General features: G+C 60.1%; 8 protein-coding genes. 6 read left to right on the forward strand and 2 right to left on the reverse strand.

The features are described from left to right. Positions 1 to 432: 432 nt before the first annotated feature. From GGQ68_RS23620 to GGQ68_RS23645, 6 genes are read left to right on the forward strand one after another with little or no spacing between them, the layout of a single operon-like run. Positions 433 to 795, forward strand: a complete 363-nt coding sequence (locus GGQ68_RS23620; RefSeq protein ID WP_183970405.1) for an STAS domain-containing protein — start codon at positions 433 to 435, stop codon at positions 793 to 795. 4 nt (positions 796 to 799) lie between these two features. Beyond that, positions 800 to 1,168: a response regulator gene (locus GGQ68_RS23625; RefSeq protein ID WP_183970407.1), complete on the forward strand. Its 369-nt coding sequence runs from the start codon at positions 800 to 802 to the stop codon at positions 1,166 to 1,168. Further along, complete coding sequence (locus GGQ68_RS23630; RefSeq protein WP_183970409.1) at positions 1,165 to 3,120, forward strand: chemotaxis protein CheA; 1,956 nt, start codon at positions 1,165 to 1,167, stop codon at positions 3,118 to 3,120. The genes GGQ68_RS23625 and GGQ68_RS23630 overlap by 4 nt, the downstream gene beginning before the upstream one ends. Then, positions 3,117 to 3,629 (forward strand): chemotaxis protein CheW, encoded by a 513-nt coding sequence (locus tag GGQ68_RS23635; protein ID WP_183970411.1) that lies wholly within the window; start codon positions 3,117 to 3,119, stop codon positions 3,627 to 3,629. The genes GGQ68_RS23630 and GGQ68_RS23635 overlap by 4 nt, the downstream gene beginning before the upstream one ends. A 3-nt stretch (positions 3,630 to 3,632) precedes the next feature. Beyond that, positions 3,633 to 5,285: a methyl-accepting chemotaxis protein gene (locus GGQ68_RS23640; RefSeq protein WP_183970413.1), complete on the forward strand. Its 1,653-nt coding sequence runs from the start codon at positions 3,633 to 3,635 to the stop codon at positions 5,283 to 5,285. Next, a complete protein-coding gene (locus GGQ68_RS23645; RefSeq protein ID WP_183970415.1) occupies positions 5,282 to 5,797 on the forward strand; it encodes a chemotaxis protein CheW in 516 nt (171 codons plus the stop codon). The genes GGQ68_RS23640 and GGQ68_RS23645 overlap by 4 nt, the downstream gene beginning before the upstream one ends. A 457-nt stretch (positions 5,798 to 6,254) precedes the next feature. On the opposite strand, the gene GGQ68_RS23650 is transcribed toward GGQ68_RS23645, so the two are convergent. Further along, positions 6,255 to 19,634, reverse strand: coding sequence for a beta strand repeat-containing protein (locus GGQ68_RS23650; protein WP_183970417.1), 13,380 nt, complete (start codon positions 19,632 to 19,634; stop codon positions 6,255 to 6,257). Between the two features lie 678 nt (positions 19,635 to 20,312). Then, positions 20,313 to 20,471: a hypothetical protein gene (locus tag GGQ68_RS23655; protein ID WP_183970419.1), complete on the reverse strand. Its 159-nt coding sequence runs from the start codon at positions 20,469 to 20,471 to the stop codon at positions 20,313 to 20,315. Between the last annotated feature and the right edge of the window lie 353 nt (positions 20,472 to 20,824).

Raw genomic sequence — 20,824 nt, forward strand, 5'->3', positions numbered from 1 at the left:
GAAAGAAGGGCTCAAGACGCGCCATCTGCGCGTCGCTCAACCAGAAAAGATCAGACATGTTCACCGCTCGGTTTTCGAGCCCTGAATCACGCCGCTAAACGGAAATCAATGGGTCCTGACCCTAGAGCGCCTCGTTGTAGACTGTCTGGTTCTTGGCCTTGCAGGTTGGGGGTGTCGGCCTGCTTATACATCCAGGCTACCAAACTGAATTCACAAGATGAATTGTCCACGCGATTTACACAAAAAGCCGTCGGCATCCGTTAATTTACCCGTCAATCCAATTACCCCGGTCCTATAAAATTTTGAGCACATTCGCCTTTCGAAAAATCAATTTATTTACGCCAATCGCATAGAGCCAAAATAACAAAATATTCACTCGTGAAAATCAAAATATCTGTCGGGCCAGGTTATATTCATAAAGCGAAGTCTCGAATGAACGATACACATTACATGATACCGGAGGTCGTGGATATCGCTTCGGCACCGAAGATCGCAAAGGATCTGGCGCGTTACATCCGGACCTCCCCTGCCCCCAGCCTCGATGCAGGGCGCCTGCGTGAGGGCGGCCTGCCTCTTGTGCAGATACTTCTCGCCGCGCGCTGGAGCGCCGAAACCGAGGGCAAGTGCCTGCGCCTTATCGCACCAGAAGACGGCCAGCTGATGCGGCTGCTGAAGGCATTCGGGCTCGAGGCGGCGCATTGCGCAGACGAGATAACGTACGAGCCCGACCAGGCTCCAAGTTCGAGTGAGAGTCCTGACGAAAAACCTGGCAGTGCCACACTGAAAAGGAACTGACCCCGTGACAAAAACGATACTCGCGATCGACGACTCCGCGTCCGTACGGCTGATGGTGAAGATGACGCTCACCGGGGCCGGCTACAAGGTGGTCGAGGCTGTTGACGGACAGAACGGGCTTGATCAGGCACGGACTTGCAATCCGGATGCCGTGCTGACGGACCAGAATATGCCACGGCTTGATGGCATCGGCTTCATTCGGAAGTTCCGACAGATGCCGGAATCCGCGGGGGTGCCGGTCGTTTTCATCTCGACCGAAAGCGACGCCGGCATCGTCCAGCAAGCGCGTGCGGCAGGTGCCACTGGCTGGATAGTGAAGCCGTTCGATCAAGCTAAACTGCTGGCGGTCGTCAGCAAGATGGTGAAGGCATGAGCGATCAGGAAGACCTTGGTGCCGACGTATATCGCCAGGAGGCGAGCGAACTGGTGCAGTCGATTGAGGCTGGGTTGATGGCCCTCGAGACCGACCCTGATGATCGGGATCGCATCAACGCCGTGTTTCGCGATCTGCATACGGTCAAGGGATCGGGCGCGATGTTCGGCTTTCACGAACTTGCGATGTTCGTGCATGAATTCGAGACGGCTTTCGACCGCTTGCGACAAGGCAAGGTGGCGATAACCACCGCGCTGATCGAACTGTCGTTGCAGGCTTGCGACCAGATCCTGTGCCTGCTGGACGACCCCAAGGCGGGCGCCGCAGCCAGTGTCGATATCCTCCACCGGTTGCAGAGGTGTCTTGATGGCAGCGACAAGGGCGAAGACGGAGAACACACGCCAGCGGGCAATGCTGCAGAAGGCTGCCGGGTGACCTTCCGACTTTCTGAGGACGCGCTGATGCGCGGTCACGATCCAGAGGGCTTTCTTGACGAACTGCGCGAGCTTGGGCCGACAAAGGTCCGGGCGTTAGTAGACCGCATACCGCCGATCGACCAGCTAGACCCGACCGCGTGCTTGATCGGATGGGATGTCGAGATCGAGGGCGCCGTCACTTCGTCAGATATCGAAGCGGTGTTTCTGTTTACCCGCGATGACATGACACTGGAAATTGCGCCACTATCCGATACGCCCTCTGCAGCAAAGGCTGATGACAATCAGGGGTTGGATGCAGTGGCGACGTCCCCTGCTCCGGGCGTCGGCAAGGCTACCGGCAACACGATGCGCGTGGCGACCGACAGGCTGGACGATATGATGGACCGGGTCGGCGAACTTGTCATCGCCGAGGCGCGGCTGCAGGCGCTGGCACAGTGTTCGGGCGACGCGACGCTGATGGCGGTGGCCGAGGATATCCAGCGGCTGGCCGCTGGCTTGCGCGATTCAACCATGTCGATCCGCATGGTGCCAATGTCGTCGATCCTGGGACGGTTCCAGCGACTGATCCGCGATCTGTCCGCAACATTGGGCAAGCAGATGCGCTTTCGGACCCGAGGCGAGGATACCGAACTCGACAAGACAGTGATCGAGCTTCTGGCCGACCCGCTCGTGCACATTCTGCGCAACTGCGCGGATCACGGGCTGGAAACGTCCGAGGCGCGGCTCGCGGCGGGCAAACCGACGGTTGGCACGATCGAGCTGTCGGCAGAATATGCCGGCGCCGAGGTGGTCATCACGATCCGCGACGACGGCCGCGGCCTTGACGCCGGGAAAATCCGCGCGAGGGCCATAGAGGCTGGATTGATGGCACAAGATGCCGATCTGTCGGAAAGCGACCTTTACCGGATGATCTTCGAGCCAGGCTTTTCGACGATGAGCACGGTCACCGAGCTTTCGGGGCGCGGCGTTGGCATGGATGTTGTCAAGCGCACCATCGCGTCCCTGCGCGGGCAAATCGATCTGGAGTCTGAACCCGGGCACGGCACGACGGTGCGACTGCGGCTGCCACTGACGCTGGCGATCATCGACGGTCTCCTGATCGAGGTGGGCGGCGAACTTTATACCATCCCGCTGGCCGCGGTGGAGGAGTGCGTGGAACTTCCCGAAAGTCATGTCAGCGAACACAGCAATTCATCCTTCCTGAACATTCGCGGCGGGCTGGTTCCGTTCCTGCGGCTGCGCGCGCTTTTCGACGTGACGGTTCAACCCACGGAGTATCAGAAGGTGGTGATCATCTCGTCCACCGGCGCGCGCGTCGGTCTGGTCGTGGACAACATCATCGGCAACAACCAGACGGTCATCAAGCAGCTGTCTCCGCTGCACGCAGGCCTCAAGAGCTTTTCCGGCGCCACAATCCTGGGCGACGGCACGGTCGCTTTGATCCTGGACGTGGCGCAGCTGGTCGCCACAGGCCGCATGATCGAGGACCGGGCGCGGCGGGAGAACGCGGCATGAATGCAGTTCATCAGATCGACGTCATAACCGATCAACACATCGACGTGGTAACGCTGCGGCTCGGAGGCGAATGGATGGCTCTGCCTGCCGACTGCCTGCGCGAGATCCTGGAACCGGTCGCGGTCACGCGCGTGCCACAGTCCACACCGTTTTCCAGCGGACTGATCAACGTGCGCGGCGTCGTTGTCCCTTTGACCGACCTGAAGGTCGCCTTCGGCATGCCGCGCACGGACCCGGACGCGGACACACGCATGCTGGTGCTCGACCTGCCGCTGAACGGCGAAACGGTTACTGTCGCGATCACGGCCGACAAAGTGCACGAGGTCACGGTCCTCGACGTTTCGACGCTCGACGACGTGCCCAGCGTCGGCCTGCGATGGCCCCCCGAATTTGTCCGAGGCATCGGCAAGCAAGAGGATGAGTTCCTGCTGCTGCCCAATCTTGAAGCAATTTTCCAGCAATTCTGCCCGAAGGGCATTGCGGCGAAACAAATCGAAGAAGGAAACTGAAGCATGAGACTTACCATCAAGGCAAAACTGGCGGCTACCTTCTTCGTCGTCTTGGCACTCGCTGCAGCTGGACAGCTCATGGCGATCCGGGACATGGGTCGTATGAATGCCTCCATCACTGAAATCGTGGAAGGCAGTTCCGAAAGGGTCAGGCTGGCCGGAGTATTGTGGTCACAGCAGCTTCGAGTGCAACGTGACGTGCGTGAATACATATTGGCAACAACCGACACGCAGCGCCGTGAAATCAATTCCCGAAAAGAAGCACAGCGGTCTGAAAGCAAGCAAACTTTTGACCGGCTTTATGAAATCGCAACCGCGGAAGGCAAGGCGCAGCTGGACCAGTTTGAACGAAACAAAAATGCGCTGGCGACAATCAACGACCGTGTCACACAATTTGAAGATGCCGGGACGCCGGAGCTTGGCGTCAGGCTCCTCGCGAACGAGGGACGCGAAAGTTGGGTGACCCTGGAAGCGGACCTGGAGCAGATCATTGAACTGAACCAAGAGATGCAGGACGAGGCTGCTCTCCAAACGCACGCGCTCTATGCCAAATCGCGAACCACCAGCATCGCACTACTGACCATCGCAATCCTGGTCGGGTCCTGCGCAGCGCTGTGGATCGTGCTTTCGATCTCGCGCGCGCTGGCCCGTGCTGGCGACCTTGCAAACACGGTGTCCAAGGGCGACCTGACACAGACCGTAGAACTGCGCGGCAACGATGAAGTGACTGACCTGATGCGCACCCTGAATACCATGGTGGAACGCCTGCGCGAGGTGGTCGGCAACGTGTCGGGTGCGGCGCGCAACGTCGCCTCGGGATCAGAGCAGATGTCAGCCACTGCCGAACAGTTGAGCCAAGGAGCCACCGAGCAGGCATCCTCGACCGAAGAAGCCTCCGCATCGATGGAGCAGATGACCGCCAACATCAAGCAGAGCGCCCAGAACGCGGCCGAAACTGAAAAGATGGCGCGCAAATCCGCTGCTGATGCCCAGGAAAGCGGTAGCGCGGTGGCCAAGGCGGTTGAGGCAATGCAGACCATCGCCGAAAAGATCATGGTCGTACAGGAAATTGCCCGCCAGACGGATCTGCTGGCTTTGAACGCCGCGGTTGAGGCAGCCCGCGCCGGCGAACACGGTCGTGGCTTTGCGGTCGTGGCTTCCGAAGTCCGCAAGCTGGCGGAACGCAGCCAATCGGCTGCTGGCGAGATCTCGCAATTGTCTGGAAATACCGTGCGCGCGGCACGCGCAGCGGGTGAGATGCTGGACGGTCTGGTGCCCGATATCGAGCGGACTTCTGCGCTGGTGGCAGAGATTTCAAACGCGAGCCAGGAACAGGCTGCGGGGGCAACGCAGGTCAATATCGCGATCCAGCAACTGGACAAGGTCACGCAAGAGAACACCTCGGCGTCAGAAGAGATGTCCTCGACCGCCGAGGAATTGGCGAGCCAAGCCGAGCAGCTGCAGACGGCCATTGCTTTCTTCAAGATGCAGATGGGTGAGCAGACGATCCGCCCGGTAGCGCGAAAGATCGCCGCGACCAGGAAGGCACGTAGCGATCGGAGCAGTGGCGGCGGTTTCGACTTCGACATGGAGGCACCCGAGGACGCGCTGGACCAAGACTTCCTGGCCGGGTCTCGAAAGGGGCGTGCGGCATGAGTGCAGCACAGCAAATTGTGACGCTCGGATGCGGCGATGATCTGTTCGCCGTGCCGGTGGACCGGGTGCAGGAAATCTTGGATCTGTGTCCCGTGTCGCGGCTGCCCCACGCGCCGCCGCATCTGCTCGGGGTGATCGACGTGCGGGGCGACGATGTTGCCTTGGCTGACCTTCGCACGATCCTTGGCCTGCCATCCAACCCCGATACCGAGGCGACCCGCATTGTGGTGCTTTTGCTGAACCGCGAAGGGCGGCGGGCTGTGGTCGCTCTCAAGGCGGACCGGGTGATCGAGGTGACGCGGCTGGATGAAGGCACCCTGAGCGAAGTGCCAGAGGCGGCGCTTTTCTCTTGGGACGAGCGGTTGGTCTCGGGCATTGGGCGCTGCAATGGGCGGTTCGTGACGATGCTGGACCTGGACGGCATGTTCCAAACTGTCGCCGCTGCCTCGGCGCAGGTCCCCGGGATCGGAACCCTGATGACCCCAGCGTCGGAGGGAGAGGAGGCTGCGTGAGCTTTCACTGCCCCCAAACGCCTCGGAAAAGCGTTTTTTTCAGGGGTGCCAGATTTCACCGAACGCACGATAGGGCAAAACGCCCGGTGCAAAACCAGTGTCGCAAACGGCTTAGGCTCGGGACCCATTCATTTCAGCCTGATGTCACAACTCACCTGTCGAAAAACGTCCAGTGAGAGGCCTGTTTTTTCTGGCTGGCGGACGCGCAGATGGCTTGAGCCTTAATCTCGGACGCCGCGCCTGCAGGTATCTGAACGGATGGCCATTCAACCGTTACCTGTTTGAAATCGGGCCCTCCGGGTCCCGCAAGGACGTGGGTCCGATAATGCCGCAGTTTGAGCCAGAAGTGCGCTGGCCAACCCAAGTGGCTGAACATCGCGAAAATGCCATAGGCCCTCAGCAAAACGCCCCCGACCATGGCTGGCCGGGAGCGCTTTTTCCTAGTGATCACGCCGTATCAGAGGATCGACAGCACATCATCGTCCATGCCCAGTCCGGTGAGCACGATATCTTCGAAGTAGCTGTTCGCATCGCCTGCAGCATCTTGTTGCATCAGCACCAGACGATCAAAGGTCCCCGCGACATCCTCGCCGATGTTGATCGTGTATTCGACAAAACCATCACCGGTCGTGTAGGTCCCGTTTTCGTCCTGCTGACCAAAGGAACCGCTGCCATCAATTTGGTAGAACTGAAAGCTGTCCCCGGCATCAAGGGCGCCGTTGTCATCCAGACCAATGGCCACCACATCCGCTTCGACATCTGAGCGGAAACGGAATGTAAGCTGGGTATTGGCGTCAATCTCGACCGATCCCAGATCGAGGCTGCGCTGAACATCGCCGCCCAGACGCAAGATACCCCCGTCGCCGCCTTGGAAAAGCTCTTTGATCTGGCCGCCCGCATCCGTGTCATACAGATCGGTTGTGACTGTGAACGGATCCTGACGCACTTCGATATTCGAGAAAGTCGCCGTACCAGAACCGTCCGCGTCGTCATCATTGACCAGAACGATGCGGTCGAACTCCGTACCCGCGGCAAAGTAATCACCGACGCGTATATCGTAAGTCACTTCGCCGTCACCGATCTGGTACCCGGCAAAATCGCGGTTCCAGAAGCTCTCGCTCTGGCTGCCCGCCACCTGGAATACCCGCTCCAGCGACAGCTTGCCGTTGTTTTCCAAGGCAATCCCCTGCAGTTCGCCCAGGTCGGTCGCACTGAAGGTAAACGACAGCACCGTGTTGGCATCGATGACACCATCGCCGATGTCGATGCTTTTCCAGGCATTGCCGGTCGTGGTCACCGCATCCGGGGCCACTTCGGTCACGGTGCCAAAGTCCTGACGGGCGTCGAAGCTGGTGATTTCGAACTCCTGACCGTCAACTTCGATGGAATGATCAAAGTCGTTGAAGATCTGGATATTCGAGATCGTCATGTTGCCCGACCCGTCCGCATCGTCATCGGCCACAAAGACAAGCTGCTCAAAGTCCCCGGTGAACCACTCGCCAATGTTCAGCGAATAGCTCTGGGTGACGCCAAGCGTTGTGTAGCTTCTGAAGGCAGCGAAGGGCAGATGAGAGCCATCCGTTCCGCCGAGACGGATGAACGAGCTCAGGTCCATCATGCCATCGTAATGACCATTGGTGTCGAACCCGATCGCCAGGAATTCACCTGTATCCGTGCTGGTCATGTCGAAGGTCAGAACCGTGCCCCTGACAACGTCAAAGTCGACATCCGCCATTTTCCAGGCATTCCCGGTGAGGGTCACGGTCGTGGCGTCAACCGAGACCGAGGAAACCCCATCATCCTGGTTCGGATAGGTCTGAACTGCATACCCCTCGTCATTGACCAAAAGTTCGCCTGGCTCGGCCCCGTCCGGGGTATCCTGAGAAGGTGTGATGAGCAAAGGCTTGGTGAGTGTGTCCTGCAGGCCCTCGGCATCGGTCACCGCGATGGAGACGTCACGCGGGAAGGTCGGTGGTTCATCCGACACGTTCTGCACCTGAAGCGATTGCAACAAGGCCGTGACACGTTCCGCCGTGGCATTGGCGTTCAGTGAAACGGACAGGGGCGTGGTGCCGGTACCGCCGGAAATTGCGCCGATATTGACCAGATCGTGGAAGACAAAACCGCCGAACACTTCGATCCCGACGCCGGAGGTTGACGAGGTCCGGACGCTCAGGCGGTCGTCGGCGGTGGCCCCGGTGATCGAAACCAGCAGGTTGCCATCTTCGAATTGCGTGATGTCTGGATCCACAACCGCCAGGTCTGCGCCGATCAAAACCGGTGTCTCCTGCAGGTCGTTTTCTATCGTCGAGATGAGACCCGTGCTGCCCGAAATCACCGGCGCATCATTGGCACCCTGGATCTGGATCGTGGCGGTGGCCGTGTCAAAACCACCCTCCCCGTCCGAGACGGTGTAAACAAAGCTGTCCGTGGCAACCATGCCCGCGACCAGATGCTCATACTGCCCATTCGGATCGTAGTTGACCTGACCACCCGCCAGCAGGCTGACGGACCCCGTGGTGCCACTGTCATCCACTGCAATGATCTCGGCAGTTGCGTCCGCGTCGATGGTGTCATTGCCCAGCAAGTCCGCCGTGAGATCCACAACCGGACCGTCTTCGGACACTTGGATCGTGTCGTCGCCGGCCACAGCGGGTATGAATTCCGATGCACCGTTGAAGATCACCGAAATTGTCTGCTCGTCGCTTGCGCCGTTGCGATCATTCACAGCCACCCGATAAGTGGCCGTGATTTGCTCGCCATCTTCGAGGAAGTCCAGATCGGCATCCGTGATCGAGAAGACCACACCAAAGGTCCGTGCGCTGCCCGAGGGGTTTGCGGGGAAGGACGTCTGGGTCAACTGCATCGCATTGGACAAAGTGGCCAACTCTGCCGCCGACAGGCCTGGGATCGCATCAAGGGAGATCGACAGATCCGCCCCATCGCTCAGGTCTGGGTCGACGAACGTCAGGACACCGCTGCCTTCGGTGCGCGTGGCGCTGTTGCCGGTCTGACCGACGACCTCATCCACAGAGACCTTGCCACCCGACAGGTTGAAGTTCGAGTAGAAGATATTCGGCGCGTCGTTGACACCCTGCACCGTGATCTCTGCGGTCCCGGTATCAACCGATCCGTTTCCGTCGATCACATCGTAAGTGAAGGTCAGGACCTCGGTTTCCCCAACGGCCATATCGTTGAAGGCTCCGGAGTTGAAGCTGATCCCGGTGCCGTCGTTCAGCGACATGCTCGAAATCACCCGGCCACCATCGGTGCGCGTCAGGTTGCTGATCGCCAGGGTGGCATTGTCCGAGGTGTCGATGTCCGTGGCATTGGCCAGCAGCGCCGAGACATCATAGCTGACGATGCCATCGTCCTCGGTGATGGTGTCTTCGATGGTGTCGCCAGCAGACACCGCATCGTTTTCACCATCAATGTCCACCGTGTACGTGACGGTATCAAAGTTGCCATCTTCGTCCGTCACGGTCACATCGATGCTGACGCTGTCCGTTTCGGACCCCGCCAGGGCCTCAAACCCGCCCGACGGATCAAACGTCAGGTTGGTCCCATCAAGGGCAAATGCCCCTGCCCCGGTGTAACTGCCCAAGGAGTAGCTGAGCACCGCACCCGCATCGGCATCCGACGCCTGCGCCGCAAGATCAAGCACCGTAACCGGGCCCGTGGCATCTTCGGACACCAGCGCAACCGCGCCGACGGCCTCCAGTAGAACCGGCGCGTCTTCTTCGCCGGTTATACGGACCGACACATCCACCGTCTGAGTGCCGCCCTGATCGTCCGTCGCTGTGACCGCAATGGTCACGACGGCCTCATCCGACCCGTCAAGCGATTCAAAATCACCGTTGGGGTCAAACACCAGGTCCGTGCCGTTCAGCGAGAAGACACCGCCGCCCGTGTAGCCTGCATCGAGCGTATAGGTCAGATCGGCGGGCAGATCATCCGCATCCACATCAGAGGTGATGGTGGCAAGGTCGATCACCGTGACGCCCGCAACAGCATCCTCGGAGACATCGGCAGTGCCGTCCTCGTCGGTTGCAATTATGACCGGCGCGTCGTTCTGGCCTGCGACGTTGACCGTGATGGTCGCCGTGTCCGTCAGATCGCCATCGCTGGTGGTGACGACGATTTCGACTGGCAGGACGTCACCCTCGTCGAGATCCTGGAAATCAGGTCCCGGCGTAAAGGTCAGCGTGTTGCCCGAGACCGAAACGCTGCCCAGACCCGGCGCCAGCGGAGCCGCCGAGAAGCTGAGGATGTCACCATCCACATCCGAGGCCAGCGCCAGCAGATCCACCGTGATCGCCGCGCCGTCTTCCTGCGCCGACGTCGTGGTGTCCGCAATCACCGGCGCATCGTTGGTGCCGGAAATCGTGATGCTGACCGATGTGGCCACGACCTCATCGCCATCGCTGATCTGGTAGTCGAAGACGATGACCTCGCTCTCGCCGTCATCCAGATCATCGAATAGATCCAGATCAAAGCTGATTGCGCCATCTGCGGCGACCACAAAGGCCCCCGCAAGGTCGCGGTCGCTGGACGCTGCATTCTGCACCACGCTGGCCGCAACCACCGTGAGCGGCTCATCGTCGATATCTGTCGCCTCGCTCAGCAACACGTTGGCCGCAACGACTGCCAAGGTCCCGTTCGCCTCGGTAAAGCTGTCGACGGTGGTGCCGCTCTTTGGTGCGTCGTTGTCCCCGGTGACCGTGATGACCATATCGGCCTCGACCGTGCCACCGTTGCCATCGACGGCCTGCACCCGCACCGTGACATCACGGCTTTCGCCATCGTCAAGGTTTTGGAAATCAGAGCCGGGATCGAAGCTCAGCTCGACACCGCCCGGTGTCACAACGATGGCCGCCGTGCCCTCTGACGGGCCCGACAGGATCGTGTAGGTCAGGCTTTCAGGTGTGTCGTCGCTGTCCACATCCGCGGCCAACGCGCTCAGGTCAAATCCGGTCTCTCCGGCATCTTCGCCCAGCGAGAATGTCCCCGCCTGCAACGTCGGCACATCGTTCACACCGGTGACGGTGATGGTGATGGTGCCTTCGTTCGATGTGCCAGACTGCGCATCCGTCGCCGTGACGCCCAGAGTGATATCGCGGGTTTCCCCTGCTGCCAGATCCTGGAAATCCGCCCCCGGATCAAAGCTCAGCTCCGTGCCGGTGATCGTCGCGCTGCCTTCGCCAGCGCCCAACGGCGTGGTGATGGCATAGCTCAGCGAGCTGCCGTCGTCCTCGGCATCCGCATCCGACCCGAGAGCCGAAAGATCCACCGTGATCGCGCTGCCATCCTCGACCGCGCTGTCGCTGCCATCGATCATCACCGGATCGTCATTGACGCCCTCAATGGTGAAGACAACGTCGAAACTGTCGGCTGCGCCCTGCGCATCGGTTGCCGTGACCGTGGCCGTGATGGTTTCGATCTGGCCTGCGTTCAGCGCCTGCAGATCGCCGGGCACCGCATATTCCAGCTCTGGCCCGCCAGACCCTGCCACGATGGACACCGTGCCGGTGCCCGTGACGGTTGCGGAGTAGCTCAGCGTGCTGGTGTCGTCCTCCGCATCAAGGTCGATATCGGCCCCCAGCAAAGACACCAGATCGAAGCTGACCGTGGCATCATCCTCAGTGCCGGACGGCACCGAGGTCTGGTCATAGCTGTCCAACGCATCCGGCGCATCGTTCTCGCCGGTAACGGTGATGTTGAACGTGGTATCAACGTGGGCACCCTGCGCATCCGTGGCACGCACCGTGACTGTCAGGGTCTCAGGCTCGCCTTCGTTCAGAGCCTCGAAATCGGTGCCCGGATCAAAGGTCAGCTCACCAGCCGCCGTGACGCTGACGGTGCCCTTGGCAGGATCGCCGCCCGGGGCCACGCTGTAGGTCAGGCTGTCGCCATCATCCTCGGCATCGGCATCGTCGGCCTGATCCGTCAGGTCGTAGCCCACGGTATCGTTTTCACCGGTGCTGATGGTATCGCTGTCCAGCGTTGGCACATCGTTTACACCGGAAAGGTCGATAGAGACCGTCGCCGTCGCGGTGTTCCCGTCGGCATCGCTCACCGTGTAGCTGAAGCTGTCGGTGTCTTCGTCGCCCACATTCAGGGCCTCGAAGGCGCCGTTGGGATCATAGCTGTAGGTGCCGTCAGGGTTGATGGTGACGCTGCCACCCTTCGCCGTCGCAAAGGTCACAGCCGCCCCGGACAACAGCGCTTCTGCACCAGCCGTCCCGGCCGAGATCACCTCCAGACCCGCGCTGCCCAGAGCGAGATCGAAATCGTTGCTCAGGACATTTCCACTGGCCGCGTTGTCCTCGTCGGTGCCGAGGGTGTCCTCATAGGCCACCGCACCGATTGTCACGTCGTCAAAGGCGATTTCCTCAATGTTGACGAGCGTGTCAGAGCCTTCGCCGCCGACCGTATCCGCCAGGGTGACAGTGGTGCCGGAAACCGTGATGTCAAAGTCGGACCGGTTGCCGGACACGACCACCTGGTCGGTGCCTGCGCCGCCGTCGACACTGTCACTGCCAGCGCCTGCGGTGACGGTATCGTCCCCATCGGCACCGTTGATCACGTCACCGCCGCCGCCGCCCAAGAGCACATCGCCCCCTGCGCTGCCAGTCACGGTATCCGCACCCTCGCCACCGTCGATGATGATCTCGGCACCGGTTGCACCGGTAAAGTCGATGTCATCCCCCAGTGCACCACCGGTGATCGAAACCGTCGTGCCAGCGTCAAAGGTCGCGCCTGCGGCATCGACCTCATCCCCCAGATCGCCCAGCTGAATGTCCAGGGTCTCGACGTTGGAATACGCCACCTGGCCAGCCGGCTGACCGCCCGCCGCCATTTCGACGGTGCTGCCGTCGAGCGTAATCGCCGCGTTCAGACCGAAGGAGGCCGGGTTCACGATGGTCAGCGTGTCGCTGTCTGCTCCGCCGTCAAAGGTAACATCTACCCCCACCGGGCCAGTGACCAACAGGTCATCCCCTGCACCACCGGCGATGGTCACAGCGTCATCGCCTGCCACGAGGAAGCTGTCCGCCGCATCTGTGCCAGTCATATCAGAGGTCAGGTCAGGATCGCTGTCGGCCACGTTGAACTGCGACGCAGTGGTGCCCGCATCCGGCGTGATGGTCACACCCGAGGCATCCAGCACTCCGCCCACCAGATCAGCATACAGCAGGGCAAAATCTGCGCTGCCGTCCGAAATCGCGCCTTGCAGCGTGACATCGCTCAGCAACACATCGCCGGCAACAAGGCCTTCAAAGTCTTGCAGTCCCAGCGCCGCACGCTGGAAGGCTTCGCCTGCGCCACCGATGGTCACATCCGTCAGGCTGATGCCCGCAGTGCCACCGTCAAGCCCGCTCAGGTTGATGCCATAGCGCCCGCCCGCACCGGAGCCGGTCACGGTGACACCATCCATCGAAACCGTGCCTTCGTACTCGGGAATGTTGATCCCGACGCCTGCGCCCGCAGCAATGGAGCCAAAGCCATCGACGGAGACATTCTCGAAGATCAGCGCATCCACGGTCGGCGCGCCCTGCACGGTCCCGACCGGATCGCCATTGGTCAGATCGAACCCACGACGACCGACATCGGAAATCGTCACATCGGCCACTGTGATGCTGTCGTAATCCGCACTCGGGTCGACCTGAACGCCTGTGTCCAGCGCCCCGTCAAAGGTGATGTTCTCCAGCACGATCGACTGGCCTTCGCCACCGCCGTTTATCGTTACGCCCGTCAGCTCCCCCGTTGCATCGACGATAACGCCAGCGCCTGCCCCCATGAGCGTGACGCCTTTGTCGAGGGTCAGCGCCTCGGCATAGGTGCCCGCACCGATCAGGATCACATCACCTGGATCTGCTGCGTCAATAGCGCTCTGGATCGTGGTGTAGGGCGAACCTGCCAGGTTGACGGCCCGTACCACCGTCCCGTCGCCCAGCTCAAAGCGTTCGACGTTTGCGACATCATTGACCCCGTCCCCAGCCGAGCTGACCTGCGTCGCGGTAAAGCTGACATCCGCCAGGCTGGTCGCCGCAAGAACCATCGTGTCCTGGCCTGCGCCACCGTCGACGATGTCGTTGCCAAGCCCGCTAGAGATCACGTCATCCCCGTCCCCTGCGGCGATGTCATCGTTGCCGCTGCCGGAGGTCACCGTGTCATTGCCCGCGCCCGCGTCGACCGTGTTCGCGCCATCGCCAACAGACACCACGTCTGCATCCGCGCCAGAGCTCACACTGTCATCGCCGGAACCCGTGGTGATGTCATCCGCGCCAGCGCCACTGCTGACGGTGTTGTTCCCATCGCCCGCGTCGATGACGTCTGCGCCGGTGCCGGTGGTCACATCATCGTTGCCCGCACCAGAGGACACCTCGTTGTCGCCATCACCTGCGTCGATGATATCATTGTCCACGCCGGTGGTGACATCATCATTGCCTGCGCCAGCCGTCACATCGTTGGCACCGTCGCCTGCGTCAATGGTGTTGTCACCCTCGCCGGCCTCTACGCTGTCAGCGCCTGCACCGGTCACGAAGACGTTGTCGCCGGCATCGCCGACCACGGTGTCGTCGCCATCTCCCGTGGTCACGTTTTCGATGTTCTCAAGGCTGTCGGTGCCAAAGCCGGTGGTGACCGACGTGCCGGCCACCAGATCCACATTCACGCCGCCATCGTCCGCAGACACATCGTAGGTGTCCACGCCCGCGCCGCCATCGATTGAATCGCTGCCGGTGCTGACGAAAATGGTGTTTTCTCCCGCGTCCCCGATCAGCTGGTCGGCCGCAGCGCCGCCCCTGATGTTCTCGATGCCGGTCAGACCCTGGAAGCCGGAGATATCCGCGCCGCTGACAAACCCGGTCCCCGGTGTCAGGAAGCTGACGGGGTTTGTCGACAGGTTGATCACCGCCGAAGACGAGAAGTTGGAGGCATCATAAAGGTCAGTGCCTGCACCGCCATCGACGACATCGCTGCCCGCCGAAGCCATGATCGTATCGTCCCCTTCGCCTGCGTCGATATGATCGAGACCCGCGCCACCGTCGATGCTGTCGTTGCCCGCGCCGCCCTCGAGGGTATCAGCCCCCAGACCACCGTTCAGAACGTTGTCGCCGTCGTTCCCGACCAGCACGTTGTCATTGTCGTTGCCGTTGATGTTCACATCTTCCGCACCGGCCAGCTCCAGCGCGCTCACATTGGCGGCAAGGTCAAGTTCGGGGGCGAAGGAACCGGAAAGCACTTCCACGATCAGACCGTCCGTCACGATCTCTGTCAGCGGTGTGCCTGCGGTGGTCATCGCAACGATGGTGTCTCCAGCCAGTGCAAAACCCGACAGGCTGCCGATATCCGTGCCGATGCGCACAGCCTGATTGACTGCGCTGCTGCCCGCCAGCGTGCTGGGGGACTCCACCAGCCGCAACTCACCCGTGGGGGTGGTGGCGTAGGCGTAAGCTTCGACCGTGTTGGTGGCCAGGAAATTCTGCACGAAGGCCAGGTCCGGCACTTCCGAGGCATCGTCATCTGCCTTGTAGAACACGCGGTTCAGCGCGCCGTCGAAGGTGTTCCCGGAAATTTCAGGGATGCCCACCGTCATATTGCGCCAGTTCACGTCGTCCTCGAGACCGCTGATCGTGATGCCGACATTGCCGAAGTAGACGGTTTCCGGATCAATGCCGCTGTTTTGTTCAAACAGGTTGTCGATGACCGACATATCGGTGACAGCGTGGCCCGTGCCCGGTCCGTTGGCCAGCGCCACCGCCCCGTGCAACACGTTGTTGTTGATCGAATAAGACGAAATATCCGAAACGAAGGTCGTCGGATCCGTCCCCGCAGAGACACTGCGGTCGTTGATATACACGGCAGAGGCGATCCACACGCCATCAGGCGCTGTGACGGTGCTGTTGGTCAGGGTGAAGTCATCCCCGACCACTTCGATGATCTTGTTGACACCCGTGCCGGTTTCGACGCCGTAATCATAGCCGGCGCCTTCGATCTGAAGGCCCGAAATGGTGGTGCCCGATCCTTCGAGGAAGGCATAGCTGCCCCACGCGGACTGATAGCCCAGCGTCAGCGTGGCTTCCGTCGCCGTGGCATCCTCGATCGGCACACCGTTCGCATCAACCCCCATGATGGTGAGGTTGTCGGTTTCGATCGACAGGCTGACCTGACGGCCGAGGCTGTCGGTGGTGTTCGCTTCGGCATAGGCACCGGGGTAGACCAGGATCGTGTCGCCTTCGGAGGCCGCATCAATAGCCGCCTGGATCGACATGCCTTCGAACACATGGAATTGCTCGGTGGTCGGGTCGAACACCTGCTCGCCCGGCGCAGCCGCGGCCTGCGCACTTGCCACATCGGCGTATTCGCCAGTGATGACGCCGCCGTCGAGGGTCTGGATGAAATTGGCGTTGGCGGTGCTCAGCGACACTGAATCCACCGCGATACCGTCGGTCACGTCGATATTGGTGAACCAGCCATAGCGGTTGCCACCCACCTCAGTGGCGATGCTATCCGCGTCAGAGCTTCGGACTTCGGTGAACATCCATTCGCCCGCCGCGTCGTAGACGTTCATGGCAACTTCGAGATCACCCTCATCGTTTTCATAGAAATTATGTTCGAACGTGTACCAGCCCGCGGTGTCGATGGAGACGTGGTTTCCGGTTTCGAGATTGAGAACGGGATCGTAGTTGGAGTTGTTGTTCGCGCCCACAAGGACGGTGCCGGTATCGGCATCTTTTGTCACATGGAAGATGAAGTCGCGCTGATGTGCGCCGTCGGTGCCGTTGGCCGCAACGGACCAGTCAAAGCCTTCACCATCGGCCCAGCTTGGATCCAGATAGATTTTCGCCTGCGTGGCGAACCCGCCATCAAAATTGGTGCGGTAGCCGTCGAACCGCGTGAACGGACCAGAACCGGTCTGCTCGACCTGAGCATAACTGCCGCCATCAGCGGCATCTATTCCATTGGTCCCGCTGGCAACCATCGTCAGCGCGCCATACCCGTCCGGTGTGACAAACCCTGCGGTGCCTGTCTCGAAGCCCTCAGTAAATTTATCGGTGTAGCCCGAAATATCGGGGCTGTTCGCATCCAGTTCAAAGCCGATGCCGTCAATCTGAAGGGTTTCGACACCGACCAGCAGGTCCGTGCCCTCATTGCCGTCAGTCGTGTCCGTGTCGGTCACATTGTAGCTGCCGTCTGCATTGCGAGAGATGTCATAGCCCTCACGCTCGCCGGAATAGATCGCCACGTCGTCGCCCGTGCCGCCAGTCAGCTCGTCGTCCCCGACACCGCCAATCAGCGTGTCGTTGCCCGCGCCGCCATCAATCGTTTCATTGCCGCCGAAATCGGTCAGATCATCGTCAGGAGCGTTCAGGAAGTCATTGGCATTGGTGCCTGTGATCGACTCGTCGCCATCCGCGGCCCGAACAAAGGTGTCGAATGTCGCGCCCGTGCTGGTATTTGTCACCGTCAGGCCCGACAAATCGATGTTGCCCGTGCCCGTTGCACCGTCAAATGCGCCGGGGCGTCCGTTCACACCGCCGAGCGCGCCCACGACCCCGTCAGCGGGCTGGTCGATAAAGACCGGATAGCCCCAGTTGGAGCCCCCCTCGATGTTCGCGTTGACAAAGCTCAGCCCGTCAAGATCGGTAAAGCCCTGAATTGTAAGGTGGTTCTTGTGATAGAACCCGGTTGACGTAACGTTTTCCAGCACCACAGCGCCGATGGGCGCGGTCACGTCGTAGGTGTTGGGGGTGAACCCCGAAATCTGAATGGCGTTGTCGCCACGCTGGCCCTGCGGGACACTTTCATCGGAGCCGGTGATCGTGACATCACGAATGGTGGCATCGCCGGTGTATCCGAACAGAATGATATCCCCTGCCCCGTTGCCGCCACCGGTGCCATTGCCCGAGAAGTCCGAGTTGGTGATGGTGATCGACGCAAGGCCCGGAGCCCCGCTGCCTGTCCCGACGCCGTGCGTGGTATTGCCCGAGAACGTGGCATCGTCGATCAGCAGGCTGGACAGCTGCGTGCTCGAAGATACGCGCACACCCGTCGCGTTATCCGCAAAGTCAAAGCCACTGATGGAAACCGTTTCGCTACCGCCGGCATCAATATCACCGGTGATGGAGACCGCAGTGCCGACGCCGGAAATCTCGGCATCAAGGCCAACCAGCGTCAGAGCTTTGTCCAGGGTGATGGCTTCGGAGTAGACGCCTTCGCCGACAAGAATGGTATCTCCGGCCACCGCCGCGTCCACAGCGGCCTGGATCGACATGCCCTCTGCGACCAGGAACACGCTGCTGCCTGAGCTGCCGGGAACTTTGAGAATTTCAACGTTGGCGACACTGTGCTCCGCCCCCGCAGTGTAGCTGACGGTGCCGTTCGCATCGACCGCCCCCAAGATATCCAGATCGCCACCCGGAGTGGTGGTCCCATCAAGGCTGAGACCAAGGGTCGTGCCCGGCGCCGCAGGGTTATCGACCAAACCACCGGACATGAGCGTCTCGAGCTCAGCGATGGTCAGCGTGGAAAGATCCATCAGTTCGACGGTATCAACGCCCGCACCGCCATCTGCGGTGTCGACCTGGGAGACCCGCAAAAGATCGTCACCCTCACCGCCCTGCATGTCGTCGGCACCCTGACCGCCATCAAGCGTATCGTTCCCCGCGTCACCGACCAGCACATCGTCACCGTCGCCGCCATCCAGGCTGTCATTGCCTGCGCCACCCTCGATGTCGTCCTGACCGTCACCGCCGCTGATCGTGTCATCAGATGCCGTGCCCACGATGAAATCATCGCCATCCAGCCCCTGAACGTTCAGCGGCAGATCATTATTGCTGCCATAAAGTTCAAGCTGCGATTTGGCCCAGGTGCCATCGCCGGTATTCGTCACCACTTCGTCGAATTGATTGGTCCAGATATTGCCGGTGTAGGTCGGATTATCAGTATTGTTCGCAAAGGCGATTCCAAACACAGTGCCGTCAAAAGTGTTATTCGTAACAACGGCATTATCGGTCTCGCCGCTGACATAAACCGGGATATGAGTGGCAGCTTGCGTGACGCCCATGTCATCTGTGGGACCGGTGAACGTATTGCCCGAAATCGTCAATTCGCCAGACGGCACATTGAAAGCCATTACCCCCGTGGTCACATAATCGCCGCGCTGATAGCCGATTTCCTGAACCGTATTTCCGGTAATCGCAGCAGCCGCGCCCCCGGAAACCTGAATGCCATTTTGTGCTATATCGTTGGAATCCGGCAGAAATCCCGCACCTGTCACGGTGTTATTCGTCACCACGAATTCAAGACCAGCACCGGCCGCTGTAATCCCGTTCTTCTGGAAATCCTCGATGGTGCTGTTTTGAACCGTGACAGTACGCTCGGCGCCGTCGTCATTCAGGACCACAATGGCATTGCCGCGCTGGTTGCCTTTGACCTGACCATCCGCAGCATAGGCATCGCGGACTCCGGTCACGGTCAGGCCATCAAGGTCACCGGAGGCATCAAAGAACAAGACACCTTCAAAATCGCTTCTGGCCCCGCTGGTTTGCGCCGCTGGTGTTGAGTCACCAAGGCCACGACCGTCTACGACGAGATTTTCAATTGTCACGTCGGATGAATCGCGCACGGTAATGACCGCAGCACGGTCACGTGTACCGCCGTCGACGCCGGAAATCTGGGTAAAGGTCGGCGTGTCCGCCATCTCGATGGTGGCGCCGTTGCCCTCGATCGTCAAACCCGACAGCCCCTCGATGACCACCTGTTCGCGAAGAGTCTCACCGCTATCAATGCGAATGGTATAACCGTCTGCCGCTGCGTCTACCGCCGCCTGCAAGGTGGCAAAAGTATTAACCTGGGTATTCGAGTCATTAAAAGTACGATCGGCATAGAAAACTCCACTCGCTAAAATGCGTAAGGAGAATACACAACCCCCAACACACGTAAAAATTGCACAGCTACTCTGCGCATTCAATGGTTATCGGACAGCCCCCGCACGGTTAAATGCGCGCTGCCATTAAAGCTCTGAAAGCCTCAGTGTTACGGAAAGGATTTATTAACAGAAATTTTATTATAGCAACCGTAAATTTTCGTTTTGTGCCAAGCTCTGCACAAATACTGATTTATGCGGTTAGGCCCTCGGTTTGGGAACATCGTGATAGATTACTTAATTCGCCGGCATAAGCTTCCGTAATTTTTTCGTGAATTCCGAAAACTTCAAAAAGTTATCCTCAAATACGGATTCCATTTCGAATCAGAGAGAATATGTAAGAATCAACAAGTTATCCCGACATCCCGCCAAAGCTCGGGCTTGTTCTCCACATTCCATCTGCTCGTTAATCTTAAAGCCTATTGGCGCCCGGAAATCGCCGGCCGAAGGTGCGCGTCTTGACGGTGGCGCTGGTCACCTCTCAGTGACAATCGATAGCCGACTGCATGGCGGTGCGATTGCCCAAGATGATGGGAAAGCCAAACCGCCCGTCACTGCCGACTTCGACGGCATCGAGGATGCCTTTCACCTCCAGAAGGCCATGAGCCGGTCAATGGTCGCTCCCTCGAGGTGGCCGAGGATCGGCTGACGCGTGCCGGTATCGATACCGAGACACATGTACTTGGAGGACAGCGCGCGCCGCATGACGTAGACATCTTCACGCGCGTCTATAAACCTCTGCATTTTCAGGTAGTTCCGCAGCAGATCCCTAAAGATCCGTGAGCGCCGTCGGCGGCTTTTGTCTGGCTAAATTTCAAGGAAAAGCTAGGTTTCACTGGCCTTCCTTTTCGCGACGACCCATTTCCGAAAGCCCAGATCGAGAAGGATCTGTGGGATGGGCAGGACACGCGAAGGGATTGGCCGTTATTCGGTTCGGCGTCCTCCTCGTCTCCGGCGACGTGGCAGAGAATCACCTCGCGACGCACAATGTCCTATACTGCGGGGCGTTGTTGCGCAAATCAAAGGGAGGGATTCACTTAGCGAATCCGGACGGTTAGTTCGGGCGCATGCCGAAGCCCACACCCACCCGCTACCGC

Source organism: Sagittula marina, assembly GCF_014196795.1.
GTDB lineage: Bacteria > Pseudomonadota > Alphaproteobacteria > Rhodobacterales > Rhodobacteraceae > Sagittula > Sagittula marina.

Excerpts from the sequence above, each read along its gene's own strand:
- GGQ68_RS23620 (WP_183970405.1), top strand. The coding sequence starts at position 433 with ATGAACGATACACATTACATGATACCGGAGGTCGTGGATATCGCTTCG.
- GGQ68_RS23630 (WP_183970409.1), top strand. The coding sequence starts at position 1,165 with ATGAGCGATCAGGAAGACCTTGGTGCCGACGTATATCGCCAGGAGGCG.
- GGQ68_RS23635 (WP_183970411.1), top strand. The coding sequence starts at position 3,117 with ATGAATGCAGTTCATCAGATCGACGTCATAACCGATCAACACATCGAC.
- GGQ68_RS23640 (WP_183970413.1), top strand. The coding sequence starts at position 3,633 with ATGAGACTTACCATCAAGGCAAAACTGGCGGCTACCTTCTTCGTCGTC.
- GGQ68_RS23645 (WP_183970415.1), top strand. The coding sequence starts at position 5,282 with ATGAGTGCAGCACAGCAAATTGTGACGCTCGGATGCGGCGATGATCTG.
- GGQ68_RS23655 (WP_183970419.1), bottom strand. The coding sequence starts at position 20,471 with ATGCAGAGGTTTATAGACGCGCGTGAAGATGTCTACGTCATGCGGCGC.